This is a genomic window from Pseudomonas sp. MF6755, from assembly GCF_016405635.1.
GTDB lineage: Bacteria > Pseudomonadota > Gammaproteobacteria > Pseudomonadales > Pseudomonadaceae > Aquipseudomonas > Aquipseudomonas haemolytica.
The window spans coordinates 272,388-296,394 of record NZ_JAEKDA010000001.1; the positions used below are offsets into that span (position 1 = coordinate 272,388).

Here is a 24,007-nt window from a genome sequence, read left to right on the forward strand (position 1 = left end):
TTCAAGAAACTTGCTCAGTTCGAGCTGAAATCAAGCCAGGAACAGCTTCAGGAATAGAACTATTAAACTCAAAGCCCAAAGTGCTTTTAATATGTGCAGCGCTGTAACCAACACGTTTGGTTAACGCATCCACACGCTCTTGGGTCAAAGGCAATCGCACCAAGGGGGAAAGTACACGAGTCAACATGCGTACCGCGCCTTCGGGCATCCTCAAACGCGGGGCCGGTACCCCCTGGCTTCTAGCCATCTGATCAATGACCTCCTTCAAGAGGCAATCATTTGACACTATGAACGTCTCCCCCACCGCCCTACGATCGGTTGAGCATATCAACAGCGCACGGACCACATCGTCCACATGAACATAAGTCGACAATGCGCTTTGCTCGCCAATATAGAAGAACAATCGCTTGCGTACGATATTCGCCATTTGAAAGAAAGACTGATTGGACATGTCCTTCCCAATGACAATCGAGGGCCTGATGATCGTGTAAGTAAATAGCGGTTGCATAGACGCCAGGGCGACAACCAGTTCATCGGCTATCGTCTTTGTCACTTCATATTCCCCGACCGGCGCGGGAGTGAAGTGTTCGTCCACATTGGAGGGAAGGGACGCAGCCTTGGCCTGTGGGCCGTACGCACCTGTGCTACTGAGCTGGACCCAATGGATCGCGCGGCCCGTACGCATGATTTCTTCGCTCACAGCTTTGAGCAGATTTCTCGTACCCCCTACATGCAGAGCGTACATCAAAGCTGTATTTTTGACTTCTCCCGCGCAATGGTAGACAACGTCGCAGTCCTGGACAAACTCCACAAGCGCATCCCCTCCTGTGACAAGATCCCCCTTTACGCACCTTGCAGAACGCTCCGGCATGCCATCACGACGAGAAAGCTGAGTAATGCGGTCACCGCGCGCAGCTAATGCTGCTGACAGCAGCTTTCCGATAAACCCGCTCCCTCCCGTTATTGAAACATTCATGCACACGACTCCGCTGTTGTGAGGTCCAAATCAAACGAACTGCGCCATTCAGATATCAGCTGGCAGTTTGCTCTTGTAGAAATAGCTTTTTACGCTGATAAATAATCACACTACAAATAATAAAACTGACATACGCGTACATACGCAGCCTCATAGCTGTACCAAGATTATCATTACCCAAAAGCCATATAACTGAATATACAATTGAGAACGCAACCATGAAATTCACGAAAGAATCTGCATACGACCGATTCTTAACAAGGTAAACAAATGCTATCGCAAAAGGAATACTTTCCAGAAAAAAAACGAATATGGCCATGATATTCGGAAAGTAGAGACCAAACAGCTGATACAGAAGGTTCAGCGTAAAATCCGGGATAAACATCAATGCAGAGTCAAAGCGAATCCCCAAACTCGCACCGCCCTCCACACCATCAAACAACCCTCGATAAGCCATCAACGGTTCAAACAAACCCAATATATAGAAAACATTCAATACAATAAGCATAGGAACAACATGCAGAAAAAACGATAGCTTCCGCACGCGAAACATAAAAAAACCTAAATAGGAAATCAAAAACGCAAAACCCAGGTACCCTCGAAACAAGTAAAGCAAGTAGCTATGAGCAAATACAATCAGCACATAGAATGTTTTTTGCAACGGAGACACCGCGTAAATTGACCACTTTACAAATAGCAAACCCGACAAAAAAACAAACAGCATGAATACATCTCGATAAATATCAAGCGTATAGTAAAAAAGTGTCGGGTACATACTGATTGCTATGGCAATGCCCAAGCAAATCCTTGTCTTGTAAGGGTAACCTTTAACCAAAGCCAGGCGACCACACAAAACAGGAATAACTATGACTCCCAGCACCATCAGGAAAATGCTGACGCCCACCCGTGAGTAAAGCCCTACCTCATTCAGCGCTCTCAGCCAGTCAGGCCAGACACTCGACGTCAGAGATTCCTCACCCAACGCATAAGCATCATAAAAGTCGGCATCGCTGCCACCAGAAAAAAGTGTTGTCGGGTTGGAAATGAACACAAAGAAAAAACCGACTTTTACAATGACGAGCGCGATAAAGACAAACAACCTCATCATGCAACAACACTCCAGTAGACCGGCGAAGAACAGCGCACTGAATCGTTAGCACTCACAGAACATGCTCATATTTTTTGCTGTATTTTTCTCCAGAAGTCACTGTCGCAATTAACTCACAGGCAACAAAGCGCAGCATGAACGAATAGAAAATAAACGACGACTTCTTGATGAATGGAGCCGTTTCGAAAGCCTCGACAAAGTTATCCGCACAAGCATTCATGTCGAACGCCTTGCTTCTCACAAGATGGCGCTGTGACAACGCTTCTCTGCCCGAAAGATCAAGGACACTGTATTGCGCGATCAAGTCATAAAATTTATATTTTTCGAAATCCATACCCTGCTCATGGTAATCGTAACCAGGCAATTCGGAAAAATACCCATAAGAGGTGGAGTCCTGCTCATTCTCAATAGCTGTAATGCACGCAAGACCATTCGCCGCCGCGTGCAGCAATGCGGTGCCGGTGCCAATAAAAAGATGATGCGTGGAGAGCTCCTCATCTAGCCGCGAGTACTCCAGGTCGCCCTCGAGAATTACATTTTCCTGCAATCCCAACTCTGCAATCCTGGCAGCCATGACGTCGCTTAAAGGTCCAGAACCGAAGATACTATAGGTGAAATTGATGCCATTATCTTTTAACTCACGGGCAACATCCAACATATACAAATTGTAGGTCTTAAATTCTACAAGTCGCCCTACTGATACAAGCCGAAGTTTATCGCCTGACGTTTGAGTTGGTTCGCGACATACACTAGGCATATCCACACCCAGTGGGAATAGCATAGATGGATAACCAGCAAAATTATTTGCTTTCGCGGTTTTGTCTACAGAGGCCTGATTGAAAAATAACAGCATTGGCGGGGTGCCAAATAATTTTTCTCGAAAGTAACCCTCATAGGCAGGAAGTTTCTTCCCGCCCCAGGCAAGTTCGTTAGCATGATAAATCCCAAAAACGCATTTAAGCTCTTGGGGTAAACAGGAAGCGAGACGTTGAGCACAGAGATAAGTCAAAGCATTGGAGACGTGTATGGCCTCACAATCAGAAAAAAGTGCTTCGACCTTTTTAGAACTCAGCGGAAGCATTAGCTTCGCCTTTTCCCCTAATGCGTCGGTGGACAGGCCCACCAGATCTTGCCAATAATAAACATCGGAGTACTTTTGGATTTCAATCAACAGCTTTGGATTAATCAGTTTTTTGTATAGAAATACAAACTGGGGACGCACTCCTTTTGCACTGAGCTCTTTTACCAGGCGCACAAAGAAAGTCTCAATACCCCCTAAACCCAGTGACGACTGTACAAAAAGAACCTTTTTCATGTTATCTCCAACATTAATTTAGTGTCTAAGGCGCTATGCTGCTTTTCCTAGATAGATCCGAAAGCTGACAACGCAAACAATGAAATAAATTATATACGTTGCCATGTATCCCAGCATCACCCCCTGTACACCGCTGTACAAAAATGACACCGCGAACACGGCAGTTAAAAATACAAGACTTTGGAAAAACTCAGCTACTACATAAAGCTTTGTGGCGGCCTTAGCCACGGCCACATAGCCAATAACATAAGCAGATATTCTAAAAAAGTCACCCGACAGTTGATAGATAATTAATTCTTCAAGCTCTTTGAAATCGGACGAGAGCGCCAGCGGTAGAAAAAAAGAACGCCCAATATATAAAACAGTGCCGCCAACAACAAACAATATCATCACAAACGCCAGATACTTAAAAACCAAGCGTGCTATAACAGACTTGTCATGCTGCTCAGATATCATGGGCATAAAATAATACCCAAGAAACATGCTGAAAAAACCAAGGTATGCACTGGAGAGTTTTATCGCACCCTGCCAAAGACCCGCCTGATGGTATCCCTCACTCGTAATAAGATAATTCCTTACCACCATCTCCACGACTGGAAAAGCAACCGCACTGGTAAATAACATAAGCGAAAATGGCGCCAACAACTTTACCGGCAACTTACGTAACGACAGAAACTTTACTTGGCCATTGAAGCGTGATTTGAGAAAAACAATCACACCCGGGACCAATGGAAAAACCACTATCACGCAGAGCGCGATGACGGCACCCTCCCATCCAAACTTCGCGATAAGCGCCCATGCAATCGGAATGGCCAGAAAACCACCAACGATCTGTATGATCGCGAAAACTTTCGTCTCCTTCAGACCGTTAACTACGCCTACTATCAAATTTGTTAACGCAAAGCCACATTGTGCGACGCCAACGAAAATCACTACCCAGGCGTATTCCGCCCCACCCATGATAACCTTGGCAAGTGGCGCTGAGAAAATCAGGCAAATGGCCAACAGCGCGATAGAGAAATATGACGCATACGAAAATGCTCCAGATACAAAATGGAGCATCTTCGGCGGCAGGCTTTTGTATTCAGCTACATATTTAATGACGCCATTGGTTATCCCACCGCCCGCAATCAGGGATAAGATGGTAATTAAACTCATCAACTGGCCCAAGCTACCCAAGCCTTCAGCCCCCAGATACACCGCGACTAATTTTAGCACGATGAATCCCGCGAGTATTTTCGTTAGATGAGCGAACCCTGTCCACATGGCACTATATAAACCAGACACAAAACCCACCTGAGCACTTTAAGACTACAATTTACATAAACCCGCTTCAGAGGGTACCGTAAAAGCTTTTTACTGCTGCAATAACAGTTTGGATCTGTTGATCGCTCAAGCCATACCATACTGGCAGGCGAATTAAGCTTTCGCTTTCAGCCGTAGTGAAACGATCTACGCCTGCAAACCGACTGAACTTCTCGCCGGCAAGAGCCGAGTGAAGCGGCACATAATGGAACACCGCGCCAACACCCTCAGACTTTAAGTGGGCCAGCAGCGCTGCCCGCGTATCGAGGTCGCAGACTTTGATATAGAACATATGACCATTATGTTCACAATCGACTGGAATGGTAGGCAATCTCAATTTGCCAGCCACCATCAAGCCTTCTAAACCGGCTTTATACGCATTCCATATTTTCAATCTTGTTTCGTTGATCAGGTTACAATTATCCAGTTGCCCCCACAGATAGGCGGCTTGGATATCTGATGGAAGATAACTACTTCCTACATCGACCCAGCTGTATTTATCAACCATGCCCCGGAAGTATTGATTGCGATTAGTACCCTTTTCACGAATGATTTCGGCCCGTGAAGAAAAGCGCTCATCATTGATAATCAGGCCCCCACCCTCGCCCGCGCTCGTATAGTTCTTGGTTTCATGAAAACTAAAGGCAGCCAAATGGCCGATCGTCCCCAGCGGACGCCCTTTATACGTTGACATCATCGCCTGCGCTGCGTCTTCAATAACGAAGAGGTCGTGCCGCCGAGCGATATCCATGATCGTATCCATTTCACACGCTACGCCGGCGTAATGAACAGGGACAATCGCCTTGGTCTTTTCGGTAATGGCCGCTTCAATAAGCGTCTCGTCCAGATTCATGGTATCGGCGCGTACGTCTACGAAGACAATGCGTGCGCCGCGCAACACAAAAGCGTTCGCGGTGCTGACAAACGTATAACTGGGCATGATGACTTCGTCACCGGGCTGAATATCCACCAGCAATGCCGCCATTTCCAACGCCTGGGTACAGGAAGGCGTCAACAGGAATTTTTTGCAGCCCAGCGTTTCCTCAAACCATTTTTGGCAAAGCGCAGAATACTTGCCATCACCAGATATTTTTTCACTTCTCATCGCAGCGAGAACATATTGATCTTCGCTGCCGGTGTAGGGTGGTCTATTAAATGGAATCATCATTCATCTCTTAAAAGCGTCAAAAAGCCCAGCTTTTTTCTATACTCAGCAGACTAGTATACGACTAGCTCGCTTCTCGACTCAGAATTTTCAGGATACGGCCCGAGAAATGCCCTATGAGCCAGCGCCTGGAAAATTATGCCACATAGCCAGCCTGATCTGAGTTGATCAACGTAAACCTTATTTTTTTTCTCGTGCAATGCTTAGCAAATACTGACCGTAGGCATTCTTACTGAGGCTTTCTCCGATCCGGACCAACTGATCGACCGTCAGCCAGCCGTTATGAAAGGCGATCTCTTCAAGGCATGCGACCTTGTACCCTTGACGTTTCTCCAGGGTTTCTACGAAGTGGGCAGCCTCAAGCAGGCTCTCATGCGTACCCGTATCGAGCCACGCAAAACCACGCCCTAGAAGCTCGACCCTAAGGTCACCCCGCTTCAGATAGGCTTCATTGATGCTAGTGATCTCCAGCTCACCACGAAGGGACGGCTTCACTTGCTTAGCTATCTCCACAACATCATTGTCGTAAAAATAAAGCCCCGTCACGGCGAAATTGGACTTTGGTTCAGACGGTTTTTCTTCGATCGAGATCGCACGCTTTTGTTCGTCAAACTCCACTACACCGAAGCGTTCCGGGTCTTTTACCTGATAACCGAAGACACTTGCACCATTCGCTTGCCCGGCAGCCGAACGGAGCATCGGGCTGAAACCCTGACCATAAAATATGTTGTCGCCCAGCACCAGGCACACCGAATCATCGCCAATGAACTCTTCACCGATAATGAAAGCTTGAGCAAGGCCATCAGGCTGTGGTTGAACCGCGTAGCTGATATTCACGCCAAAATCACTGCCGTCGCCGAGCAAGCGCTTGAAGCCATCAATATCCACCGGCGTGCTGATAAGCAAGATGTCGCGGATGCCTGCCAAAAAAAGAACTGACAATGGATAATAAATCATTGGCTTGTCATATACAGGTAACAGCTGCTTGGAAACACCCTTGGTTATCGGGTAAAGCCGCGTCCCGGAACCACCAGCCAAAACAATACCTTTCATTGGATTAAAATTTCCCTTTCATGCCGATAAAATTAACGGGCAGCGGAGGCGCTGGCCTTGAGGATTACTAATATTGACGCAGTTGACCGACCCCAGCAGCGCCAGGTTCCATGATAAAGGTGTGAATTTCATCACGCCTGCGCGCAGCCATGCCTCCATCAATCTGACCCTGACCCGCCAAATCTCTCATTCTCCTAGCGGGCCAGAGCCAGTCATACCTTTTTGCGGTGCATCGAAACACAAGCGTAGTTGAGGGGTGGGAGCTTCGTTCGCATACCTGGAAAATCCGACAAAGCGAAGGCTGCCGAGCGCTTTGCATGCATAGATAAAGCTTCAACAAGCACTGAATGACAGGCACGAAGCCTGATTAAAGTTAACACGTTGGCTAAACACATCGCCTACAGGGCACGCTATACGCCTGAGCCAATAACGGAACAGCCAAAAGGTACGCGCCGCACCGCAACCAATAATCGAGCCAGCCTGGAAGGAGCACACACTTTTTAAGCTGATAGCTCCAGGCAATGCAATACGCTACGAACTTCAAACCATCGAATTATTTACCAACGATACAGGTACTGGTACTGCTGCTCGCTGCTGGCTAAGAATAGAGCGGAGGGCGACAATCGCAACACCGAGCCCGAGCCCGAACAACAAGCCGAATATGATGATCAACTTTCTATTGGGCTTAATCGGGTTAAGAGGCTCCAAGGCCTGCTTATCGATTGTGACCAGTTTCAAACGACTCATGTCAATATCGAGCCCCTGCAACCGCACAGCTTCAGCGCGCAACGACTGGACACCGGCGAGAAACACGTCTTCATTCTGGCGACTATTTAAAATTTCAACTTCGCGATTATTTTCAAGCAACTGCAGTTCCTTGGCAATCTCCCCAATCCTCCTAGCAGTGAAGTCGTCGGATTTCCTCTGCTGCAGAGCACTACGTTCAGCCTCTAATGCCTCCGATCCCATGAAGTAAAGCGGGATCTGCTGATTATTGACTTCGGTTCGCATAGTGGTAGGCGTGCCCACTCGATCCGCCTCACCCAATGAGGTTGGTGTAGTGGGTTTACGGATCCCTAAAGATTTGGCGATGCCGATGGCTTCGTTTAGCTGCGCAACTCGGTCGGCGCGCTCAGTCTTCAACTGGGTACGTAAAGCCTTGAGCTCATCACGCAGTTGAGCACGACGTAGATTGTTGGATTCTTGCAGCGAGACAATCTTGGCTTCTTTGTCATTATCATAACTAGAACGCGCAGCCTTAAGCTTTCCATTCAATTCGTTCAGTCGGTTTTTGACAATAACATTTAGGTCGGCCGCAATATGCTCTCTTTCCGTTGCTATCGCGTAATTCACAAATCCATTGAGGATAGTTACCCCATCAACATCTTTGGGATAATTCATTTCAATTCGAATAAAAGAACTCAGGATGTCTGCTTTCTTTGGGTCTGGGAGGGACAGACTAATCGAGTTACGGTTGAACTCTTCGAAGCTCTGCTCGAGCGTCCGACCCGGGCGCTCAAACTCTTTGAAGAGCTTCTGGTTTTCACGAAAAAAACCAAGCCTGGTTTCATAGGACTCCAACGCAGCACCAACTCTGGTCAATGCCTCCCCAGGAGGAAGGGCGTAAATCTCAGAGCGATTAAGCGCATCCAGCTCGTTAATAGCCGCAGGCCTCAACACGCTGCTCACCTGATACTCAGGAGTGGCGATAAACGCATATGCCACAGCGATCAAGCCTACTGCGGCAGTTACTAGCGCTATGAATTTCTTCTGTTTGCAGACGGCCTCAGAGACTGCGATGAGGCTGATCTCAAATGGCGGTACCGGGGGCGCGCGGAAGCTACTACTCACAACAAAAACCTGCCTTCAAAGAGAAACTGCGGGCTCGTTATGCAGGCAGAAATTGTGTATTTTTTATTTTAATTGGATGACCGCCAAAAACCCGGCGTCTCTGCCAAATTTTGAGCGCACAAAATGCCTGTTATCGAGAACAGATTCCATTTTGCCATCTCTCTGACATATTACAAGTCTTGACACGTATGTAGGATGATTCTGATTAACCTGTGCGTGCAATCTGAACCATCGGAGCAATGTGAACAGGCCTCCGCGCGAAACTCAAAAAGCGTTGCATCATAAGGTTTCTGACAAACGGTCATCAAAGCCATTAAGACGACGTCACCTTTGCAACAGAACCTATCGCTAGGCAATCGACTTATATCGGCTTCTACGCACAAATACCCCTAACAGCGGCCCTATCAGCATCCCCACAATCAAAGCCGCCACCACAAATACCGCCACCGGCATTTGCGCAGTACTCCACCCCAGGAATGACAGCACAACGCCCTGCTGATTCTCGAGCACGAATGCCAAAACCACCAACGCCGCAAGCACTGCAATCAATACCGCAACAACGCGCTTAACCCCACGCATAACTTTCTCCTACCCCAAAAACACTCAGACGCCTTCTTCCTCTTCTTCGTTCACCCGATCGCGCAATTCCTTGCCCGGCTTGAAGTGGGGCACGAACTTGCCGTCGAGGCTCACGGACTGGCCGGTTTTTGGGTTGCGACCTACGCGCGGTGCGCGATAGTGCAGTGAGAAACTACCGAAGCCGCGGATCTCGATACGATCCCCGGTAGCCAGGCACTGGGACATTTGCTCAAGCATGGTCTTGATAGCTAGCTCTACATCCTTGGATGAGAGCAGCCCTTGATGGGTGACAATTCGTTCGATCAACTCCGACTTCGTCATATTTTTCCCTTCTTTTTCAAGCAGCTAGGAAAAGCGCTTCGAAGGTTTTAGCATGACTTGACGATTTTGAACAGCCCATGAGCGAACTAATCTGCTGAGAGAATAAACACCTACGGCGAACACAAACGCCCTCACTTACAGATCACCAACATCGTCCGAGTCACCGCACCTGCAGGGTTCCAACCAAACAGGTAGTCACCCTCTTCATCCTGGGCATCACTGGAGCGGGCGACGACCTTGTAACCCTGCATCTTGCACTCACGGGCAGCACGCTTCTCGCACTTCTCCCATTTATTGCCCAAGCCGGAGCAGTCGATCTCGATGCCACTGGCGCCGCGCTTGGCGTGGGTCGTGGCACTGGTGGAGGAACAGCCTGCAAGCACCACTAATGCGAGTATTACAATAATCCTGTTCATTCAAACCCTTACTGAATCAGCAACGCGAAATAGCATCTTTAACGACTATAGTCAGTTCTGACAGCGAGCTGAACGCCATGGTTCTATGTTGTTGATTCATCAAATTTCAGGCGCAAAAAAGGGCGACCGGAGTCGCCCTTTTTCTATAGCTTTACAGAACTTAGTTCTGCTTAGCCATAGCCTGGCGCAGCAGTGCCGCCATGGTGGTATCAGCAGCAGCTTCCGGGGCCGATTCTTTCAGGCTCTGGATAGCTTCTTTCTCTTCAACTTCGTCTTTCGACTTGATGGAGAGCTGGATTACGCGGCTCTTGCGGTCAACGCTGATGATCTTGGCTTCTACTTCCTGGCCTTCTTTCAGAACGTTGCGCGCGTCTTCAACGCGGTCACGGCTGATTTCGGAGGCTTTCAGAGTCGCTTCGATATCGTCGGCCAGAGTGATGATGGCGCCTTTAGCGTCAACTTCTTTCACAGTGCCCTTAACGATTGCGCCTTTGTCGTTCTCTTGAACGTACTCGGAGAACGGATCGCTTTCCAGCTGCTTGATGCCCAGGGAGATGCGCTCGCGCTCTGGGTCAACCGACAGGATAACGGTGTCCAGCTCGTCGCCCTTCTTGAAACGACGAACAGCTTCTTCGCCAACTTCGTTCCAGGAGATGTCGGACAGGTGAACCAGGCCGTCGATGCCGCCGTCCAAACCAATGAAGATACCGAAATCGGTGATCGACTTGATGGTGCCGGAGATTTTATCGCCCTTGTTGAACTGGCCAGAGAAATCTTCCCATGGGTTAGATTTGCACTGCTTGATGCCCAGGGAGATACGACGACGCTCTTCGTCGATGTCCAGAACCATAACTTCCACTTCGTCGCCGACTTGTACGACTTTCGAAGGGTGGATGTTCTTGTTGGTCCAGTCCATTTCGGAAACGTGCACCAGGCCTTCCACGCCTTCTTCCAGCTCTGCGAAGCAGCCGTAGTCGGTCAGGTTGGTAACACGCGCGGTAACGCGAGTGCTTTCTGGGTAACGAGCCTTGATAGCAACCCATGGATCTTCGCCCAGCTGCTTCAAGCCCAGGGAAACGCGGTTACGCTCACGATCGTACTTCAGAACCTTGACATCGATCTCGTCGCCAACGTTGACGATTTCGGAAGGATGCTTGATACGCTTCCAAGCCATGTCGGTAATGTGCAGCAGGCCATCGACGCCACCCAGATCGACGAATGCGCCGTAATCGGTGAGGTTCTTGACGATACCTTTGACTTGTTGGCCTTCCTGCAGGGATTCCAGCAGAGCTTCACGCTCGGCGGAGTTCTCTGCTTCCAGGACGCTGCGACGGGAAACGACAACGTTGTTGCGCTTCTGATCGAGCTTGATGACCTTGAATTCGAGTTCCTTGCCTTCCAGGTGCGTGGTGTCGCGCACTGGACGAACATCGACCAAAGAACCTGGCAGGAACGCACGGATGCCGTTAACGTCGACAGTGAAGCCGCCTTTAACCTTACCGTTGATAACGCCCTTGACCACTTCTTCAGCTGCGAAGGCTGCTTCGAGAACAATCCAGCATTCAGCGCGCTTGGCTTTTTCACGGGACAGCTTGGTTTCACCGAAACCGTCTTCAACCGAGTCCAGAGCAACGTGAACTTCGTCACCGACATTGATAGTCAGGTCGCCAGCATCGTTGTAGAACTGTTCCAGCGGGATCAGAGCTTCAGACTTCAGACCAGCGTGAACGGTTACCCAGCGAGCTTGGTAATCGATATCAACGATAACACCGGTGATGATGGAGCCTGCCTGAAGGTTCAGGGTTTTTAGGCTTTCTTCAAAGAGTTCCGCAAAGCTTTCGCTCATTTTAATTCCTGTTGATGAGGGCGAAGAATACGCCCATCTCCACACCCCAGACGGTGTGGGTTAGTTTCAATTAGAAGAAGCACCACAGGACTATGACTGGTCCCCTGCGGCCCTCTTGGTCACCCGGCGATATCGCGAATGGCGATTTCACTCATGATGCGTTCCAGCACCTGCTCGATGGACAACTCCGTGGAATCCAGCTGTATTGCGTCAGGCGCCGGCTTGAGCGGGGCTACCGCACGCTGGGTATCACGCTCATCGCGTGCACGGATCTCATCTAGCAGACTCGACAGACTAACACCATCGACTTTGCCCTTCAACTGCAAGTAGCGGCGGCGCGCCCGCTCCTCGGCGCTGGCGGTCAGGAAAATCTTCAGCGGCGCCTCGGGAAATACCACCGTGCCCATGTCGCGGCCATCGGCCACCAGGCCCGGCGGCTCCTGAAACGCCCGCTGGCGCTGCAGCAAGGCATCACGCACGGCCGGCAGCGCGGCAACCTGGGACGCCCAGGAGCCGACTTGTTCGTTACGCAGGTCGTCGGTCACATCATCGCCTTCCAGGATGATGCGCTGAGGATGACCTTCCGTCGCGCCGACGAACTGCACGTCAAGGTGCGCCGCCAGTAGCTTCAGGGACTCTTCGTTGGTCAGGTCGACGCCATGGTTGCGTGCAGCGAACGCCAGCAGGCGGTACAGCGCGCCGGAATCGAGCAGGCACCAACCCAGGCGCTTGGCCAGGATGCCGGCGATTGTGCCTTTGCCCGAACCGCTTGGCCCGTCGATGGTAATCACCGGTGCTTTGATATTCACAATTGAGCCTCTTGGGCAACACGGATGCCGACTTGGGCACACAGTGTAAGAAAGTTCGGAAAAGATGTAGCAACGTTGGCGCAGTCACGGATACGAATCGGCGCTGCCGCCCGCAAGGAAGCCACGCTGAACGCCATGGCAATCCGGTGATCGCCATGGGCGTGCACTTCACCACCGCCCATCGGGCCACCGTCAATGATAATCCCATCGGGGGTGGGTTCACACTTAACACCCAGGGCCAGCAGACCATCGGCCATGACCTGGATGCGGTCGGACTCCTTGAGACGCAGCTCTTCGGCGCCGCGCAGCACGGTACGGCCTTTGGCGCAGGCAGCCGCCACAAACAGCACGGGAAACTCATCGATCGCCAACGGCACCAGGGCCTCTGGAATCTCGATGCCTTTGAGCACGGCAGCCCGGACACGCAGATCGGCAACCGGCTCGCCACCCACTTCACGCGGGTTTTCCAAGGTGATATCCGCGCCCATCAGCCGCAGGATATCGATCACCCCGGTGCGGGTCGGGTTGACACCGACATGCTCGAGCAACAACTCGGAGCCCTCGGCAATCGACGCCGCCACCAGGAAAAACGCCGCAGACGAAATATCCCCCGGCACCTCAATATGAGTAGCGGTCAATGTATGGCCGGATTCCACCGACGCCGTCGCGCCCTCCACCGCCACCGGATAACCAAAACCGCGCAACATGCGCTCGGTATGGTCGCGGGTCGGTGCAGGCTCGGTCACCGCGGTTTTACCTTGTGCATACAGGCCAGCCAGCAACAGGCAGGACTTGACCTGCGCACTGGCCATCGGCAGCGCGTAAGCCAGACCTTTCAGCACCTGACCGCCACGAATGGTCAGTGGCGGACGGCCTTCCGGCCCGGTGTCGATCACCGCGCCCATTTCCCGCAGCGGCTTGGCCACGCGGTTCATCGGGCGCTTGGACAGCGATGCATCGCCCGTCAGCACACTGTCGAAGCTCTGCGCAGCCAGCAAGCCAGCCAACAGGCGCATCGACGTACCGGAGTTGCCCAGGTAGATCGGCCCAGGCGCTGCCTTCAAACCGTGCAGGCCGACGCCATGGATAGTCACACGCCCATGGTGCGGCCCTTCAATCACCACGCCCATGTCGCGAAACGCCTGCAAGGTCGCCAGGGCGTCTTCGCCCTCAAGAAAACCTTCGACTTCCGTCACGCCCTCAGCCAGCGAACCGAGCATGATCGACCGATGGGAGATCGACTTGTCACCCGGCACCCGGATACGCCCGCTCAAGCGGCCACCCGGGTTGGCGATGAAAGTCAGCTCATCGGTATTCACTGCGGTTTCCATATAGGCCCGGCGCGCCAGGATCTTGCTGAAATGCTCACGCGCCACCCGCGCACGGGTGAACACGCCCAATAATTGATGACCATCGCCGGCATCGACCGCGTCGCGCAAGGCGTCGAGATCACTGCGGAAAGTGTCCAGGGTACGCAACACCGCTTCGCGATTGGCGAGGAAGATGTCGTGCCACATCACCGGGTCGCTGCCGGCAATCCGCGTGAAGTCGCGGAAGCCGCCGGCGGCGTAACGGAAAATCTCGAGGTTCTCGTTGCGCTTGGCCAACGAATCTACCAAGCCAAATGCCAGCAGATGGGGCAGATGACTGGTCGCCGCCAGCACTTCGTCGTGGCGCTCGACTTGCATATGCTCCACATCCGCCCCCAACTCGCGCCAGAGACGATCCACCACAGCCAACGCCGCAGGATCGGTTTGCGCAAGCGGCGTCAGGATCACTTTATGCCGACGGAACAACTGCGCATTGGAAGCTTCCACCCCGCTCTGCTCGGACCCCGCAATCGGGTGGCCCGGCACAAAGCGCGGCGGCATGGCGCCAAACGCCCGCTGCGCAGCACGCACCACGTTGCCCTTGGCACTGCCGACGTCCGTGAGAATCGCCTGCCCCAGGTCCATGCCAGCCAGTACCGCCAGCAGTTTCTCCATGGCCAGGATCGGTACGGCGAGCTGGATCACGTCCGCGCCCTGGCAAGCGATGGCCAGGTCCGCCTCACAGCGGTCCACCACACCCAACTCCACCGCCAACTTGCGCGACTGCGGGTCCAGGTCCACACCCACAACTTCGCCACACAGCCCGCTTTCCCGCAGGCCTTTGGCGAAGGAGCCACCGATCAACCCCAGGCCCACTACCACCAGGCGACCGATCATAGGCACAGCAGGTTGCAATGCAGTGACATCAACCACGGGCCAGAACCTTGGCCAGCGCCTCGAGGAAACGGCTGTTCTCAGCCGGCAAACCGATGGTGATTCGCAGGTGGTTCGGCATACCGTAGTTGGCCACCGGGCGCACGATCACACCTTCGCGCAGCAAGCCCTGGAATACCGGCGCAGCTACTTGGCCGAGGTCGACACAGATAAAGTTGCCCTTGGACGGAATCCAGCCCAGGCCCAACTCGCGAAAGCCTTCCTGCAATTGCAGCATGCCGCTTTCGTTGATGCGACGCCCTTCTTCCAGGTATTCGGCATCCTTCACCGCCGCACAGGCGGCCGCCAGGGCCAGGCTGTTGACATTGAACGGTTGACGCACGCGGTTCAGCACGTCGGCAACCACCGCCGTGGACAAGCCGTAGCCAACCCGCAGCGAAGCCAGGCCATAGGCCTTGGAGAACGTACGCGACACCAGCAGGTTCGGGTACGCCGCCAGGAAATCCAAACCATCCGGCAGGTCGCTGCCTTCGGCGTACTCGATATAGGCTTCGTCGAGCACTACCAGCACATGCTCCGGCACATCCTGCAGGAATTCATTCAGCGCCTGCTCATCGAACCAGGTGCCAGTCGGATTGTTCGGGTTGGCGATAAACACCACGCGGGTTTGTGCATCGATTGCCGCCAGCATCGCCGGCAGGTCATGGCCCCAGTCTTTCGCGGGAATGACACGGGCATCAGCCCCCACGGCCTGGGTGACAATCGGGTAGACCGCAAAGGCATGCTCGCTGAACACGGCATTCAGCCCAGGCGCCAGGTAGGCACGACCGACCAACTCAAGGATGTCGTTGGAACCATTGCCCAACGTCACCTGATCCAGTTCGACCCGACACTTGCTCGCCAACAGGGACTTGAGCGCAAAGCCGTTGCCATCGGGGTAACGGGTCAACTCAGCCAATTCTTCACGAATCGCCGCCACTACTTTAGGGCTCGGGCCCAGCGGGTTTTCGTTACTCGCCAGCTTGACGATTTTGGACGGATCCAGATTCAACTCACGGGCCAGTTCGTCCACAGGCTTGCCTGGAACGTAAGGCGAGAGTTGTTGCACGCCCGGCTGCGCCAGGGCGAGGAAGTTGCCGCTCATGTCAAAGCCTCACAGAACCGCTTTCGGGTAGGAGCCCAGCACCTTGAGTGCCACGGCTTCCTGACTGATTTTCTCCAGCACGCCCTTGACCAGCGGGTCGCGGTGATGGCCGATGAAGTCGATAAAGAACACATAAGTCCATTTACCGCTGCGCGAAGGACGAGTCTCGATGCGCGTCAGGTCAATCCCGTTATCGTGGAACGGCACCAGCAGCTCATGCAGCGCGCCGGGCTTGTTGCTCATGGAGACGATGATCGAGGTCTTGTCGTCGCCGGTTGGCGGCACTTCCTGACTGCCGATCATCAAAAAGCGCGTGGAGTTGTCCGGGCGGTCCTCGATCTTTTCGGCCAGGCGCGTCAGGCCATACAGGCCCGCAGCCATATCACCGGCAATCGCCGCCGAGTTCCACTCACCCTTGACCCGCTTGGCGGCCTCAGCGTTACTGGAGACCGCCACGCGCTCGACATTCGGGTAATGCGCATCCAGCCACTTGCGGCACTGGGCCAGGGACTGTGCGTGGGAGTAGATACGGCTGATGCTGTCGGTCTTGGTGTTCTCACCCACCAGCAGGTGGTGGTGGATACGCAGTTCGACTTCGCCACAGATCACCATGTCGTGCTCGAGGAAGCTGTCCAGCGTGTGGTTAACCGCGCCTTCAGTGGAGTTTTCCACCGGCACCACGCCAAAATTCACCGCACCGGCCGCTACTTCACGGAACACTTCGTCGATGGCTGCCATCGGTTTGCTGATAACCGCGTGGCCGAAGTGCTTCATGGCCGCCGCCTGTGTGAAGGTGCCTTCAGGGCCGAGGTAGGCGACTTTCAGTGGCTGCTCAAGGGCCAGGCACGACGACATGATTTCACGGAACAACCGCGCCATCTCTTCGTTACCCAATGGCCCCTTGTTGCGCTCCATCACGCGCTTGAGCACCTGGGCTTCGCGTTCAGGCCGGTAGAACACCGGCACTTCGCCTTCCGCCAGGGACGCCATTTTCACCCGTGCCACTTCCTGGGCGCAGCGCGCGCGCTCACTGATCAGCTCCAGGACTTTCTCGTCCAGGCTGTCAATGCGTACGCGCAGGGCCTTGAGTTCTTGCTCAGACATTAGCCGTGTTCCTTTTCGAACTCTGCCATGTAGGCAACCAGCGCATTGATAGCGTGGATGTCGACAGCATTGTAGATAGAGGCGCGCATGCCACCCACCGAACGGTGACCCTTGAGGTTCAGCAGGCCGCGCGCGTCGGCACCGGCCAGGAACGGCTTGTCCAGGCGATCATCGGCCAGGCGGAATGGCACGTTCATCCACGAACGGTCAGTGAGGTTGATCGGGTTGCTGTACAAACCGCTGGCGTCAATGAAGTCGTACAGGGTGCGCTTCTTCTCTTCGTTGCGCTTGCCCATGGCAGCCACACCGCCCTGCTCTTTCAGCCATTCGAACACCAGGCCCGACAGGTACCAGGAAAACGCCGGCGGCGTGTTGTACATCGAGCCGTTATCGGCCGCGACCTTGTAGTTGAGCATGGTCGGGCACAGCGAACGGGCGCGACCGAGCAGGTCTTCGCGAACGATATTGACCAGGATGCCGCTCGGGCCGATGTTCTTCTGCGCACCGGCATAGATCATGCCGTACTTGGATACATCTATCGGGCGCGAGAGGATGTCCGAAGACATGTCGCACACCAACGGCACGTCACCCACTTCCGGCACCCAGTCGAACTCCAGGCCGCCGATGGTTTCGTTCGCGACGTAGTGAACGTAGGCCGCATCCTTCGACAGCTTCCACTCGTTCTGGCCTGGAATGGCGAAGTAGTCGTAGGGCTTTGCAGTGCCTGCCACATTGACATGACCGTAACGGGAAGCCTCTTCGATGGCCTTCTGGCCCCAGATACCGGTGTCGATATAGTCGGCAGTGCCGTCTTCCGGCAGCAGGTTCAGCGGGATTTGAGCGAACTGCTGGCTCGCGCCCCCTTGCAGGAACAGCACTTTGTAGTCGGATGGGATGGCCAGCAAGTCACGCAGGTCCTGCTCGGCCTTGGTGGCGATGGACACGAACTCATCGCTGCGATGGCTCATTTCCATCACGGAGAGGCCTTTTCCATGCCAGTCGAGGAGTTCACCCTGCGCACGCTGCAGGACTGCTTCAGGAAGCGCCGCGGGACCGGCACAGAAGTTATAGGCTCTCTTGCTCACATCCAATCTCACTCTGATCTGGTGGGGTGGTGCAATAAATCGGGTTTCAATACTTTCATAAGGGACAAACAACAAGGGGGCGAATCTTCATCCGCCCCCTGTGTGTCCGCTTATTCCTGCGGTTCTTCTTCGTCTGCGGCAGCATCGAGGGTTGGCTCGTCGACGTTGTCATCGCCGGCTGCGATCACCTCGCCTTCAAATTCCTCTCCTTCCAGCTCTTCGCCTTCGACTTCCGATGGCTCCTGGACACGCTCCAGGCCGACCAGTTTCTCGTCCTTGGCCAGCTTGATGAGGGTCACGCCCTGGGTGTTACGGCCCAGGCTCGACACTTCAGCCACGCGGGTACGCACCAGAGTGCCCTGGTCGGAAATCAGCATGATCTCCTCGCCATCAAGCACCTGGACCGCGCCGACCAGACGGCCGTTGCGATCGTTGCTGACCATGGCGATCACGCCCTGGCCGCCACGCTTGTACTCCGGGAACTCGCTGATGGCAGTGCGCTTGCCATAACCACGCTCGGAAGCGGTGAGGATCTGGCTGCCTTCTTCCGGGATCAGCATCGAAATCAGCTTCTGCCCTTCCGGCAGGCGCATGCCGCGCACGCCGCGGGCGGTACGGCCCATGGCGCGAACGTCGGATTCCTTGAAGCGTGTCACCTTGCCGCCGTCGGAGAACAGCATGACTTCGCGCTCGCCATCGGTAATGGCGGCGGAAATCAGTACGTCGCCTTCATCCAGCTCCAGGGCGATCAGGCCCACGCTGCGTTGACGACTGAAGGATTCCAGCGGGGTCTTCTTCACGGTGCCTTTGGCGGTCGCCATGAAGATGTAGTGACCTTCGGTGTATTCCTCGACCGGCAGCATGGTGGTGATGTATTCATCACTGTCCAGCGGCAGCAGGTTGACCAACGGACGACCACGGGCGGCACGGGAGGCTTCCGGGATCTCGTAGGTTTTCAGCCAGTACACCTTGCCCTTGCTGGAGAACAGCAGCAGCGTGGTGTGGCTGTTGGCGACCAGCAGGTGAGCGATGTAGTCCTCATCCTTCACGCCGGTGGCCGATTTACCTTTACCGCCACGACGCTGGGCCTGGTAAGCAGCCAGCGGCTGGGTCTTGGCATAGCCACCGTGGGAGATGGTCACCACGCGCTCTTCTTCCGGGATCATGTCACCCAGGGTCAGGTCGAGGCGCGCATCGAGGATCTCGGTGCGGCGCACGTCGCCGTATTCGGCGCGGATCACTTCCAGTTCTTCGCGGATCACTTCCATCAGGCGCACGGCGCTGCTCAGGATGCGGATCAACTCGCCGATCTGGTTGAGGATCTCCTGGTACTCGGCCAGCAGCTTCTCGTGCTCCAGGCCGGTCAGACGGTGCAGGCGCAGTTCCAGGATGGCCTGGGCCTGTTCCGGCGACAGGAAGTACTTGCCTTCGCGCAGACCGTATTGTGGGTCCAGGGTCTCTGGACGGCACGAGTCGGCGCCGGCACGTTCAACCATGGCCACCACGGCGCTGGATTCCCAAGGTGTGCTGATCAGCGCTTCCTTGGCTTCCGACGGGGTTGGCGAAGCCTTGATCAAGGCGATCACCGGGTCGATGTTCGACAACGCAACGGCCTGGCCTTCCAGGATGTGCCCGCGTTCGCGGGCCTTGCGCAGTTCGAACACGGTACGGCGGGTCACCACTTCGCGGCGGTGACGTACGAAGGCTTCGAGCAGGTCCTTGAGGTTCAGGATGCGCGGGCGGCCATCGATCAACGCAACCACGTTGATACCAAACACGCTTTGCAGCTGGGTCTGGGCGTAGAGGTTGTTGAGGATCACCTCGGGCACTTCGCCACGACGCAGCTCGATCACCACGCGCATACCGTCTTTGTCAGACTCGTCGCGCAGCTCCGTGATGCCTTCGAGCTTCTTCTCTTTAACCAGCTCGGCGATCTTCTCGATCAGACGCGCCTTGTTCAGCTGGTAAGGGAGTTCAGTGATGACGATCTGCTGGCGGCCACCGACCTTGTCGATGTCTTCGATCATCGAGCGGGCACGCATGTAAATGCGCCCGCGGCCGGTGCGGTAGGCTTCGATGATGCCGGCGCGACCATTGATGATCGCAGCGGTCGGGAAGTCCGGGCCCGGGATGTATTGCATCAGCTCATCGACAGTCAGCTCAGGGTTGTCGATAAGGGCCAGGCAACCGTCGATGACTTCACCGAGGTTGTGCGGCGGGATGTTGGTGGCCATACCCACGGCGATACCGCTGGAACCGTTGACCAGCAGGTTGGGGATCTTGGTCGGCATGACAGCCGGGATCATTTCGGTGCCGTCGTAGTTCGGCACCCAGTCCACGGTTTCTTTGTGCAGGTCGGCCAGCAGCTCGTGCGCCAGCTTGGTCATGCGCACTTCGGTGTATCGCATGGCCGCGGCGTTGTCGCCGTCCACCGAACCGAAGTTGCCCTGGCCGTCTACCAGCAGGTAGCGCAGGGAAAACGGCTGGGCCATCCGAACGATGGTGTCGTACACCGCAGTGTCGCCGTGAGGGTGATACTTACCGATCACGTCACCGACAACACGGGCAGATTTCTTGTACGGCTTGTTCCAGTCGTTACTCAGCTCGCTCATCGCGAAGAGCACACGCCGGTGCACGGGCTTCAAGCCATCGCGCGCATCAGGCAGTGCCCGACCGACAATTACGCTCATCGCGTAGTCGAGGTAGGACTGTTTCAGCTCGTCTTCGATATTGACCGGGAGGATTTCTTTGGCCAGTTCGCCCATGAGAAGCCTGATTCCTTTTTCGGGTGAAACTTCGTCACATCCATATGGGACGAACGAAGCTCGCCGCTGCCGGCACGGTGCCTGACAACGACTTACGACAAATCAACGAGTTATGACACGGATCTGCACGTTATAGGCCACCCCTCGGGGCAACCCTGGAAACCGCCGGATGTTATCACAATCGCCGCCACGCACCTATCCCCCTGATGCGCATGGAGGCTAGTAATTTGACGGATGACAGGCTTGAGGGCGACGAGAGAGGCTCAGAAGTGGGGTGGTACTGTTTTATGAGGGTAGATCCGGATGTTTTGTTGACTTTAAGGGCCAATCGGGAGCAAGCCCCCTCCCACATTTGATTTGTGAACACATTCCAAATGTGGGAGGGGGCTTGCTCCCGATGGCAATCTGATAGACACCCAAGCACTTAATGCAAGCGCTTACGGCACATCAGCTTGGCCAACTTTGCGGTGTCCGGCCGCTCGACAATGCCCTTCTCAGTCACGATCACATCGATCAAATCCGCCGGCGTTACATCGAACACGGGATTGAATGCGTTCGCGCCCAACCGCTGCCCTACAATTTCCAGCAGCTCGGCCGGGTCACGCTCTTCCAGCGCGACGTCATCGCCAGTGGCCATCATCATGTCAATGGTCGAACTCGGCGCCACCACCATAAAGCGCACGCCATGATGCATGGCGCAGACGGCCAGCTGATAAGTGCCGATCTTGCTGATCACATCGCCGTTGGCCGCAATGCAGTCGGCGCCGACGATCACCCAGGTCACGCCCTTGGTCTTGAGGATATGCGCGCCCGCCGAGTCAGCATTCACCGTCACCGGGATGCCCTCACCCGCCAGCTCCCAGGCGGTCAGCCGCGAACCTTGCAGCCAAGGCCGGGTCTCGTTGACATAGACTTGTTCGACCAACCCGTCCAGGAACGCTGCGCGAATAACCCCGAGGGCCGTGCCGACTCCCCCCGTGGCCAAAGCGCCAGTGTTGCCATGAGTCAGGATCGCCTGAGCGTTACCCTGGTGCTTGCGAATCCGCTCTACGCCCAGTTGGGCCATGACGAAATTGGCCTCCCGGTCGCTTTCATGGATCGCGATAGCTTCGGCTTCCAGCACTGCCAGCGGGTCGGCGTGCTTCTTGAGGCGGTCCAGGCGGTCGCGCATGCGCTTCAAGGCCCAGAACAGGTTCGACGCAGTAGGTCGGGTATCGGCCAACAGTGCGTAATCTTCTTCCCACGCAGCCTGCCAGTCGCCACCTTCGGCGAGGCGCTCACGGGCAGCCAGGACCAAGCCATAAGCGGCGCAGATGCCGATGGCCGGTGCGCCCCGCACCACCATCGAGCGAATGGCCTCGGCCACAGCCTCGACGGTATCGCAGGCCACCCAGCTCTCCCGGGACGGCAAAACACGCTGATCGAGCAGGTGCAGCGCGCCATCACGCCAAACGATGGCCTTCACTTTCTCTGCAGCTAACAGTCGGTCGCGCATCCCTTACCCCGCACTCATGAACAAAAGCCGCGGATTATAGCGATCCGCCAGCCAGGACGCTCGGGTATACTTCGCCCTTCTTTTATAGCTGCCTGGGAAGAAGCCTGCGATGACCTCCACTGCCGCCCCGCTCGACTTGTTGCTGCTGCCGACCTGGCTGGTACCCGTCGAACCCGCAGGCGTGGTGCTCAAAGAGCATGGCCTGGGCATCCGCGATGGGTGCATTGCCTTTATCGGCCCACGGGCCGCGGCAATGAAGCTTGCAGCCAATGAAGTTCGCGAGCTGCCGGGCATGCTGCTCAGCCCCGGCCTGATCAACGCCCACGGCCATGCGGCGATGAGCCTGTTTCGTGGCTTGGCCGACGACCTGCCACTGATGACCTGGCTGGAAAAACACATCTGGCCGGCCGAGGCCAAGTGGGTCGATGAAGCCTTCGTGCGCGACGGCACCAACCTGGCCATCGCCGAACAGCTCAAGGGCGGCATCACCTGTTTCTCCGACATGTATTTCTACCCCAAGGTCGCCAGCGATTGCGTGCATAGCAGCGGCATGCGCGCGCAGATCGCGATGCCGATCCTCGACTTTCCCATTCCCGGCGCCAGCAGTGCCGATGAAGCGCTTCGCCAGGGCATCGAACTGTTTGGCGACCTCAAGCACCACCCGCGCATCAAGATCACCTTCGGCCCTCACGCGCCCTACACCGTGTGCGACGCCAACCTGGAAAAGATCCGCGTGATCGCCGAAGAGCTGGACGCCGCGATTCATATGCATGTGCATGAAACCGCCTTCGAAGTGCAGCAAGCCGTGGAGCAGACCGGCGAGCGCCCGTTGGCGCGCCTGGCTCGCCTCGGGTTACTGGGGCCGCGCTTCCAGGCCGTTCATATGACCCAAATCAGCGAGGACGACCTGGCTTTGCTGGTAGAAAGCAACACCAGCGTTATTCATTGCCCGGAATCGAACCTGAAACTGGCCAGCGGCTTTTGCCCGGTAGAGCGCTTGTGGCAGGCTGGGGTCAATGTGGCCATCGGCACCGACGGCGCCGCCAGCAACAATGACCTGGACCTGCTGGGCGAAACCCGTACCGCCGCGATGCTGGCCAAGGCCGTCGCCGGTTCGGCCACCGCCCTGGATGCGCACCGCGCCCTGCGCATGGCTACCCTCAACGGTGCGCGGGCCATGGGCCTGGAAAGCCAGATTGGCTCGCTGGAAGTCGGCAAGGCGGCGGACATGGTCGCCTTTGATCTGTCGGGGCTGGCGCAACAACCGATCTACGATCCGGTCTCACAACTTATATATGCCACCGGACGCGATTGCGTGAAACACCTTTGGGTCGCCGGCAAGCAATTGCTCGACGACCGGCAATTGACCCGCATGGATGAACAACAGTTGACCGCCACGGCCATCGCCTGGGGCCAACGCATCAGCGGGCACAGCGAATAACGAAGGTGCTGAACCCCGGTGTTCA

Annotated in this window: 19 protein-coding genes; 1 reads left to right on the forward strand and 18 read right to left on the reverse strand. The window is 55.1% G+C overall.

The window, feature by feature from the left end:
* Position 1: 1 nt before the first annotated feature.
* From JFT66_RS01305 to mtnA, 18 genes are all read right to left on the reverse strand, one after another.
* Positions 2–976 (reverse strand): NAD-dependent epimerase/dehydratase family protein, encoded by a 975-nt coding sequence (locus tag JFT66_RS01305; protein ID WP_198858627.1) that lies wholly within the window; start codon positions 974–976, stop codon positions 2–4.
* Between the two features lie 55 nt (positions 977–1,031).
* Complete coding sequence (locus JFT66_RS01310; RefSeq protein WP_198858628.1) at positions 1,032–2,084, reverse strand: hypothetical protein; 1,053 nt, start codon at positions 2,082–2,084, stop codon at positions 1,032–1,034.
* A gap of 52 nt (positions 2,085–2,136) precedes the next feature.
* The gene (locus JFT66_RS01315) at positions 2,137–3,399 is read right to left on the reverse strand and encodes a glycosyltransferase (RefSeq protein WP_034118755.1); all 1,263 of its coding nucleotides are present in this window, start codon (positions 3,397–3,399) and stop codon (positions 2,137–2,139) included.
* A 33-nt stretch (positions 3,400–3,432) separates the two neighbouring features.
* Positions 3,433–4,665: an O-antigen translocase gene (locus tag JFT66_RS01320; RefSeq protein ID WP_153837911.1), complete on the reverse strand. Its 1,233-nt coding sequence runs from the start codon at positions 4,663–4,665 to the stop codon at positions 3,433–3,435.
* 67 nt (positions 4,666–4,732) lie between these two features.
* On the reverse strand, positions 4,733–5,869 hold the full coding sequence (gene rffA, locus JFT66_RS01325) for a dTDP-4-amino-4,6-dideoxygalactose transaminase (RefSeq protein ID WP_153837775.1): 1,137 nt from the start codon (positions 5,867–5,869) through the stop codon (positions 4,733–4,735).
* A gap of 180 nt (positions 5,870–6,049) precedes the next feature.
* The gene (gene rfbA / locus JFT66_RS01330; protein WP_034118752.1) at positions 6,050–6,922 is read right to left on the reverse strand and encodes a glucose-1-phosphate thymidylyltransferase RfbA; all 873 of its coding nucleotides are present in this window, start codon (positions 6,920–6,922) and stop codon (positions 6,050–6,052) included.
* Between the two features lie 540 nt (positions 6,923–7,462).
* Complete coding sequence (locus tag JFT66_RS01335; RefSeq protein WP_198809593.1) at positions 7,463–8,773, reverse strand: Wzz/FepE/Etk N-terminal domain-containing protein; 1,311 nt, start codon at positions 8,771–8,773, stop codon at positions 7,463–7,465.
* Between the two features lie 348 nt (positions 8,774–9,121).
* Entirely contained in the window at positions 9,122–9,352 is a 231-nt protein-coding gene (locus JFT66_RS01340) for a LapA family protein (RefSeq protein ID WP_034118751.1), read from the reverse strand.
* A gap of 24 nt (positions 9,353–9,376) precedes the next feature.
* Positions 9,377–9,673: an integration host factor subunit beta gene (gene ihfB, locus JFT66_RS01345; protein WP_003189779.1), complete on the reverse strand. Its 297-nt coding sequence runs from the start codon at positions 9,671–9,673 to the stop codon at positions 9,377–9,379.
* Positions 9,674–9,804: 131 nt separating this feature from the next.
* A complete protein-coding gene (locus tag JFT66_RS01350; RefSeq protein WP_034118750.1) occupies positions 9,805–10,089 on the reverse strand; it encodes a lipoprotein in 285 nt (94 codons plus the stop codon).
* 160 nt (positions 10,090–10,249) lie between these two features.
* Positions 10,250–11,935, reverse strand: a complete 1,686-nt coding sequence (rpsA, locus tag JFT66_RS01355) for a 30S ribosomal protein S1 (protein WP_034118749.1) — start codon at positions 11,933–11,935, stop codon at positions 10,250–10,252.
* 119 nt (positions 11,936–12,054) lie between these two features.
* Complete coding sequence (gene cmk / locus JFT66_RS01360; RefSeq protein WP_198858629.1) at positions 12,055–12,744, reverse strand: (d)CMP kinase; 690 nt, start codon at positions 12,742–12,744, stop codon at positions 12,055–12,057.
* On the reverse strand, positions 12,741–14,951 hold the full coding sequence (locus tag JFT66_RS01365; RefSeq protein ID WP_233096993.1) for a bifunctional prephenate dehydrogenase/3-phosphoshikimate 1-carboxyvinyltransferase: 2,211 nt from the start codon (positions 14,949–14,951) through the stop codon (positions 12,741–12,743). The genes cmk and JFT66_RS01365 overlap by 4 nt, the downstream gene beginning before the upstream one ends.
* 28 nt (positions 14,952–14,979) lie before the next feature.
* Complete coding sequence (gene hisC / locus JFT66_RS01370; protein ID WP_034118748.1) at positions 14,980–16,092, reverse strand: histidinol-phosphate transaminase; 1,113 nt, start codon at positions 16,090–16,092, stop codon at positions 14,980–14,982.
* A gap of 9 nt (positions 16,093–16,101) precedes the next feature.
* On the reverse strand, positions 16,102–17,196 hold the full coding sequence (gene pheA / locus JFT66_RS01375) for a prephenate dehydratase (protein WP_003172650.1): 1,095 nt from the start codon (positions 17,194–17,196) through the stop codon (positions 16,102–16,104).
* Positions 17,196–18,281, reverse strand: coding sequence for a 3-phosphoserine/phosphohydroxythreonine transaminase (gene serC, locus JFT66_RS01380; protein ID WP_034118747.1), 1,086 nt, complete (start codon positions 18,279–18,281; stop codon positions 17,196–17,198). The genes pheA and serC overlap by 1 nt, the downstream gene beginning before the upstream one ends.
* A 110-nt stretch (positions 18,282–18,391) precedes the next feature.
* A complete protein-coding gene (gene gyrA, locus JFT66_RS01385; RefSeq protein ID WP_034118746.1) occupies positions 18,392–21,046 on the reverse strand; it encodes a DNA gyrase subunit A in 2,655 nt (884 codons plus the stop codon).
* A 424-nt stretch (positions 21,047–21,470) separates the two neighbouring features.
* Entirely contained in the window at positions 21,471–22,541 is a 1,071-nt protein-coding gene (mtnA, locus tag JFT66_RS01390) for an S-methyl-5-thioribose-1-phosphate isomerase (protein ID WP_153837773.1), read from the reverse strand.
* A 109-nt stretch (positions 22,542–22,650) separates the two neighbouring features.
* On the opposite strand from mtnA, the gene JFT66_RS01395 reads away from it, so the two are divergent.
* Positions 22,651–23,982 (forward strand): TRZ/ATZ family hydrolase, encoded by a 1,332-nt coding sequence (locus JFT66_RS01395; RefSeq protein ID WP_198809591.1) that lies wholly within the window; start codon positions 22,651–22,653, stop codon positions 23,980–23,982.
* Positions 23,983–24,007: the final 25 nt, after the last annotated feature.

What these genes read in the sequence shown, in the direction of transcription:
- JFT66_RS01395 (WP_198809591.1), top strand. Translation starts at nt 22,651, where the DNA reads ATGACCTCCACTGCCGCCCCGCTCGACTTGTTGCTGCTGCCGACCTGG.
- hisC (WP_034118748.1), bottom strand. Translation starts at nt 16,092, where the DNA reads ATGAGCGGCAACTTCCTCGCCCTGGCGCAGCCGGGCGTGCAACAACTC.
- rffA (WP_153837775.1), bottom strand. Translation starts at nt 5,869, where the DNA reads ATGATTCCATTTAATAGACCACCCTACACCGGCAGCGAAGATCAATAT.
- JFT66_RS01310 (WP_198858628.1), bottom strand. Translation starts at nt 2,084, where the DNA reads ATGATGAGGTTGTTTGTCTTTATCGCGCTCGTCATTGTAAAAGTCGGT.
- JFT66_RS01320 (WP_153837911.1), bottom strand. Translation starts at nt 4,665, where the DNA reads ATGTGGACAGGGTTCGCTCATCTAACGAAAATACTCGCGGGATTCATC.
- JFT66_RS01305 (WP_198858627.1), bottom strand. Translation starts at nt 976, where the DNA reads ATGAATGTTTCAATAACGGGAGGGAGCGGGTTTATCGGAAAGCTGCTG.
- mtnA (WP_153837773.1), bottom strand. Translation starts at nt 22,541, where the DNA reads ATGCGCGACCGACTGTTAGCTGCAGAGAAAGTGAAGGCCATCGTTTGG.
- JFT66_RS01365 (WP_233096993.1), bottom strand. Translation starts at nt 14,951, where the DNA reads ATGATCGGTCGCCTGGTGGTAGTGGGCCTGGGGTTGATCGGTGGCTCC.
- rpsA (WP_034118749.1), bottom strand. Translation starts at nt 11,935, where the DNA reads ATGAGCGAAAGCTTTGCGGAACTCTTTGAAGAAAGCCTAAAAACCCTG.
- rfbA (WP_034118752.1), bottom strand. Translation starts at nt 6,922, where the DNA reads ATGAAAGGTATTGTTTTGGCTGGTGGTTCCGGGACGCGGCTTTACCCG.
- JFT66_RS01350 (WP_034118750.1), bottom strand. Translation starts at nt 10,089, where the DNA reads ATGAACAGGATTATTGTAATACTCGCATTAGTGGTGCTTGCAGGCTGT.
- ihfB (WP_003189779.1), bottom strand. Translation starts at nt 9,673, where the DNA reads ATGACGAAGTCGGAGTTGATCGAACGAATTGTCACCCATCAAGGGCTG.
- JFT66_RS01315 (WP_034118755.1), bottom strand. Translation starts at nt 3,399, where the DNA reads ATGAAAAAGGTTCTTTTTGTACAGTCGTCACTGGGTTTAGGGGGTATT.
- pheA (WP_003172650.1), bottom strand. Translation starts at nt 17,196, where the DNA reads ATGTCTGAGCAAGAACTCAAGGCCCTGCGCGTACGCATTGACAGCCTG.
- JFT66_RS01340 (WP_034118751.1), bottom strand. Translation starts at nt 9,352, where the DNA reads ATGCGTGGGGTTAAGCGCGTTGTTGCGGTATTGATTGCAGTGCTTGCG.
- gyrA (WP_034118746.1), bottom strand. Translation starts at nt 21,046, where the DNA reads ATGGGCGAACTGGCCAAAGAAATCCTCCCGGTCAATATCGAAGACGAG.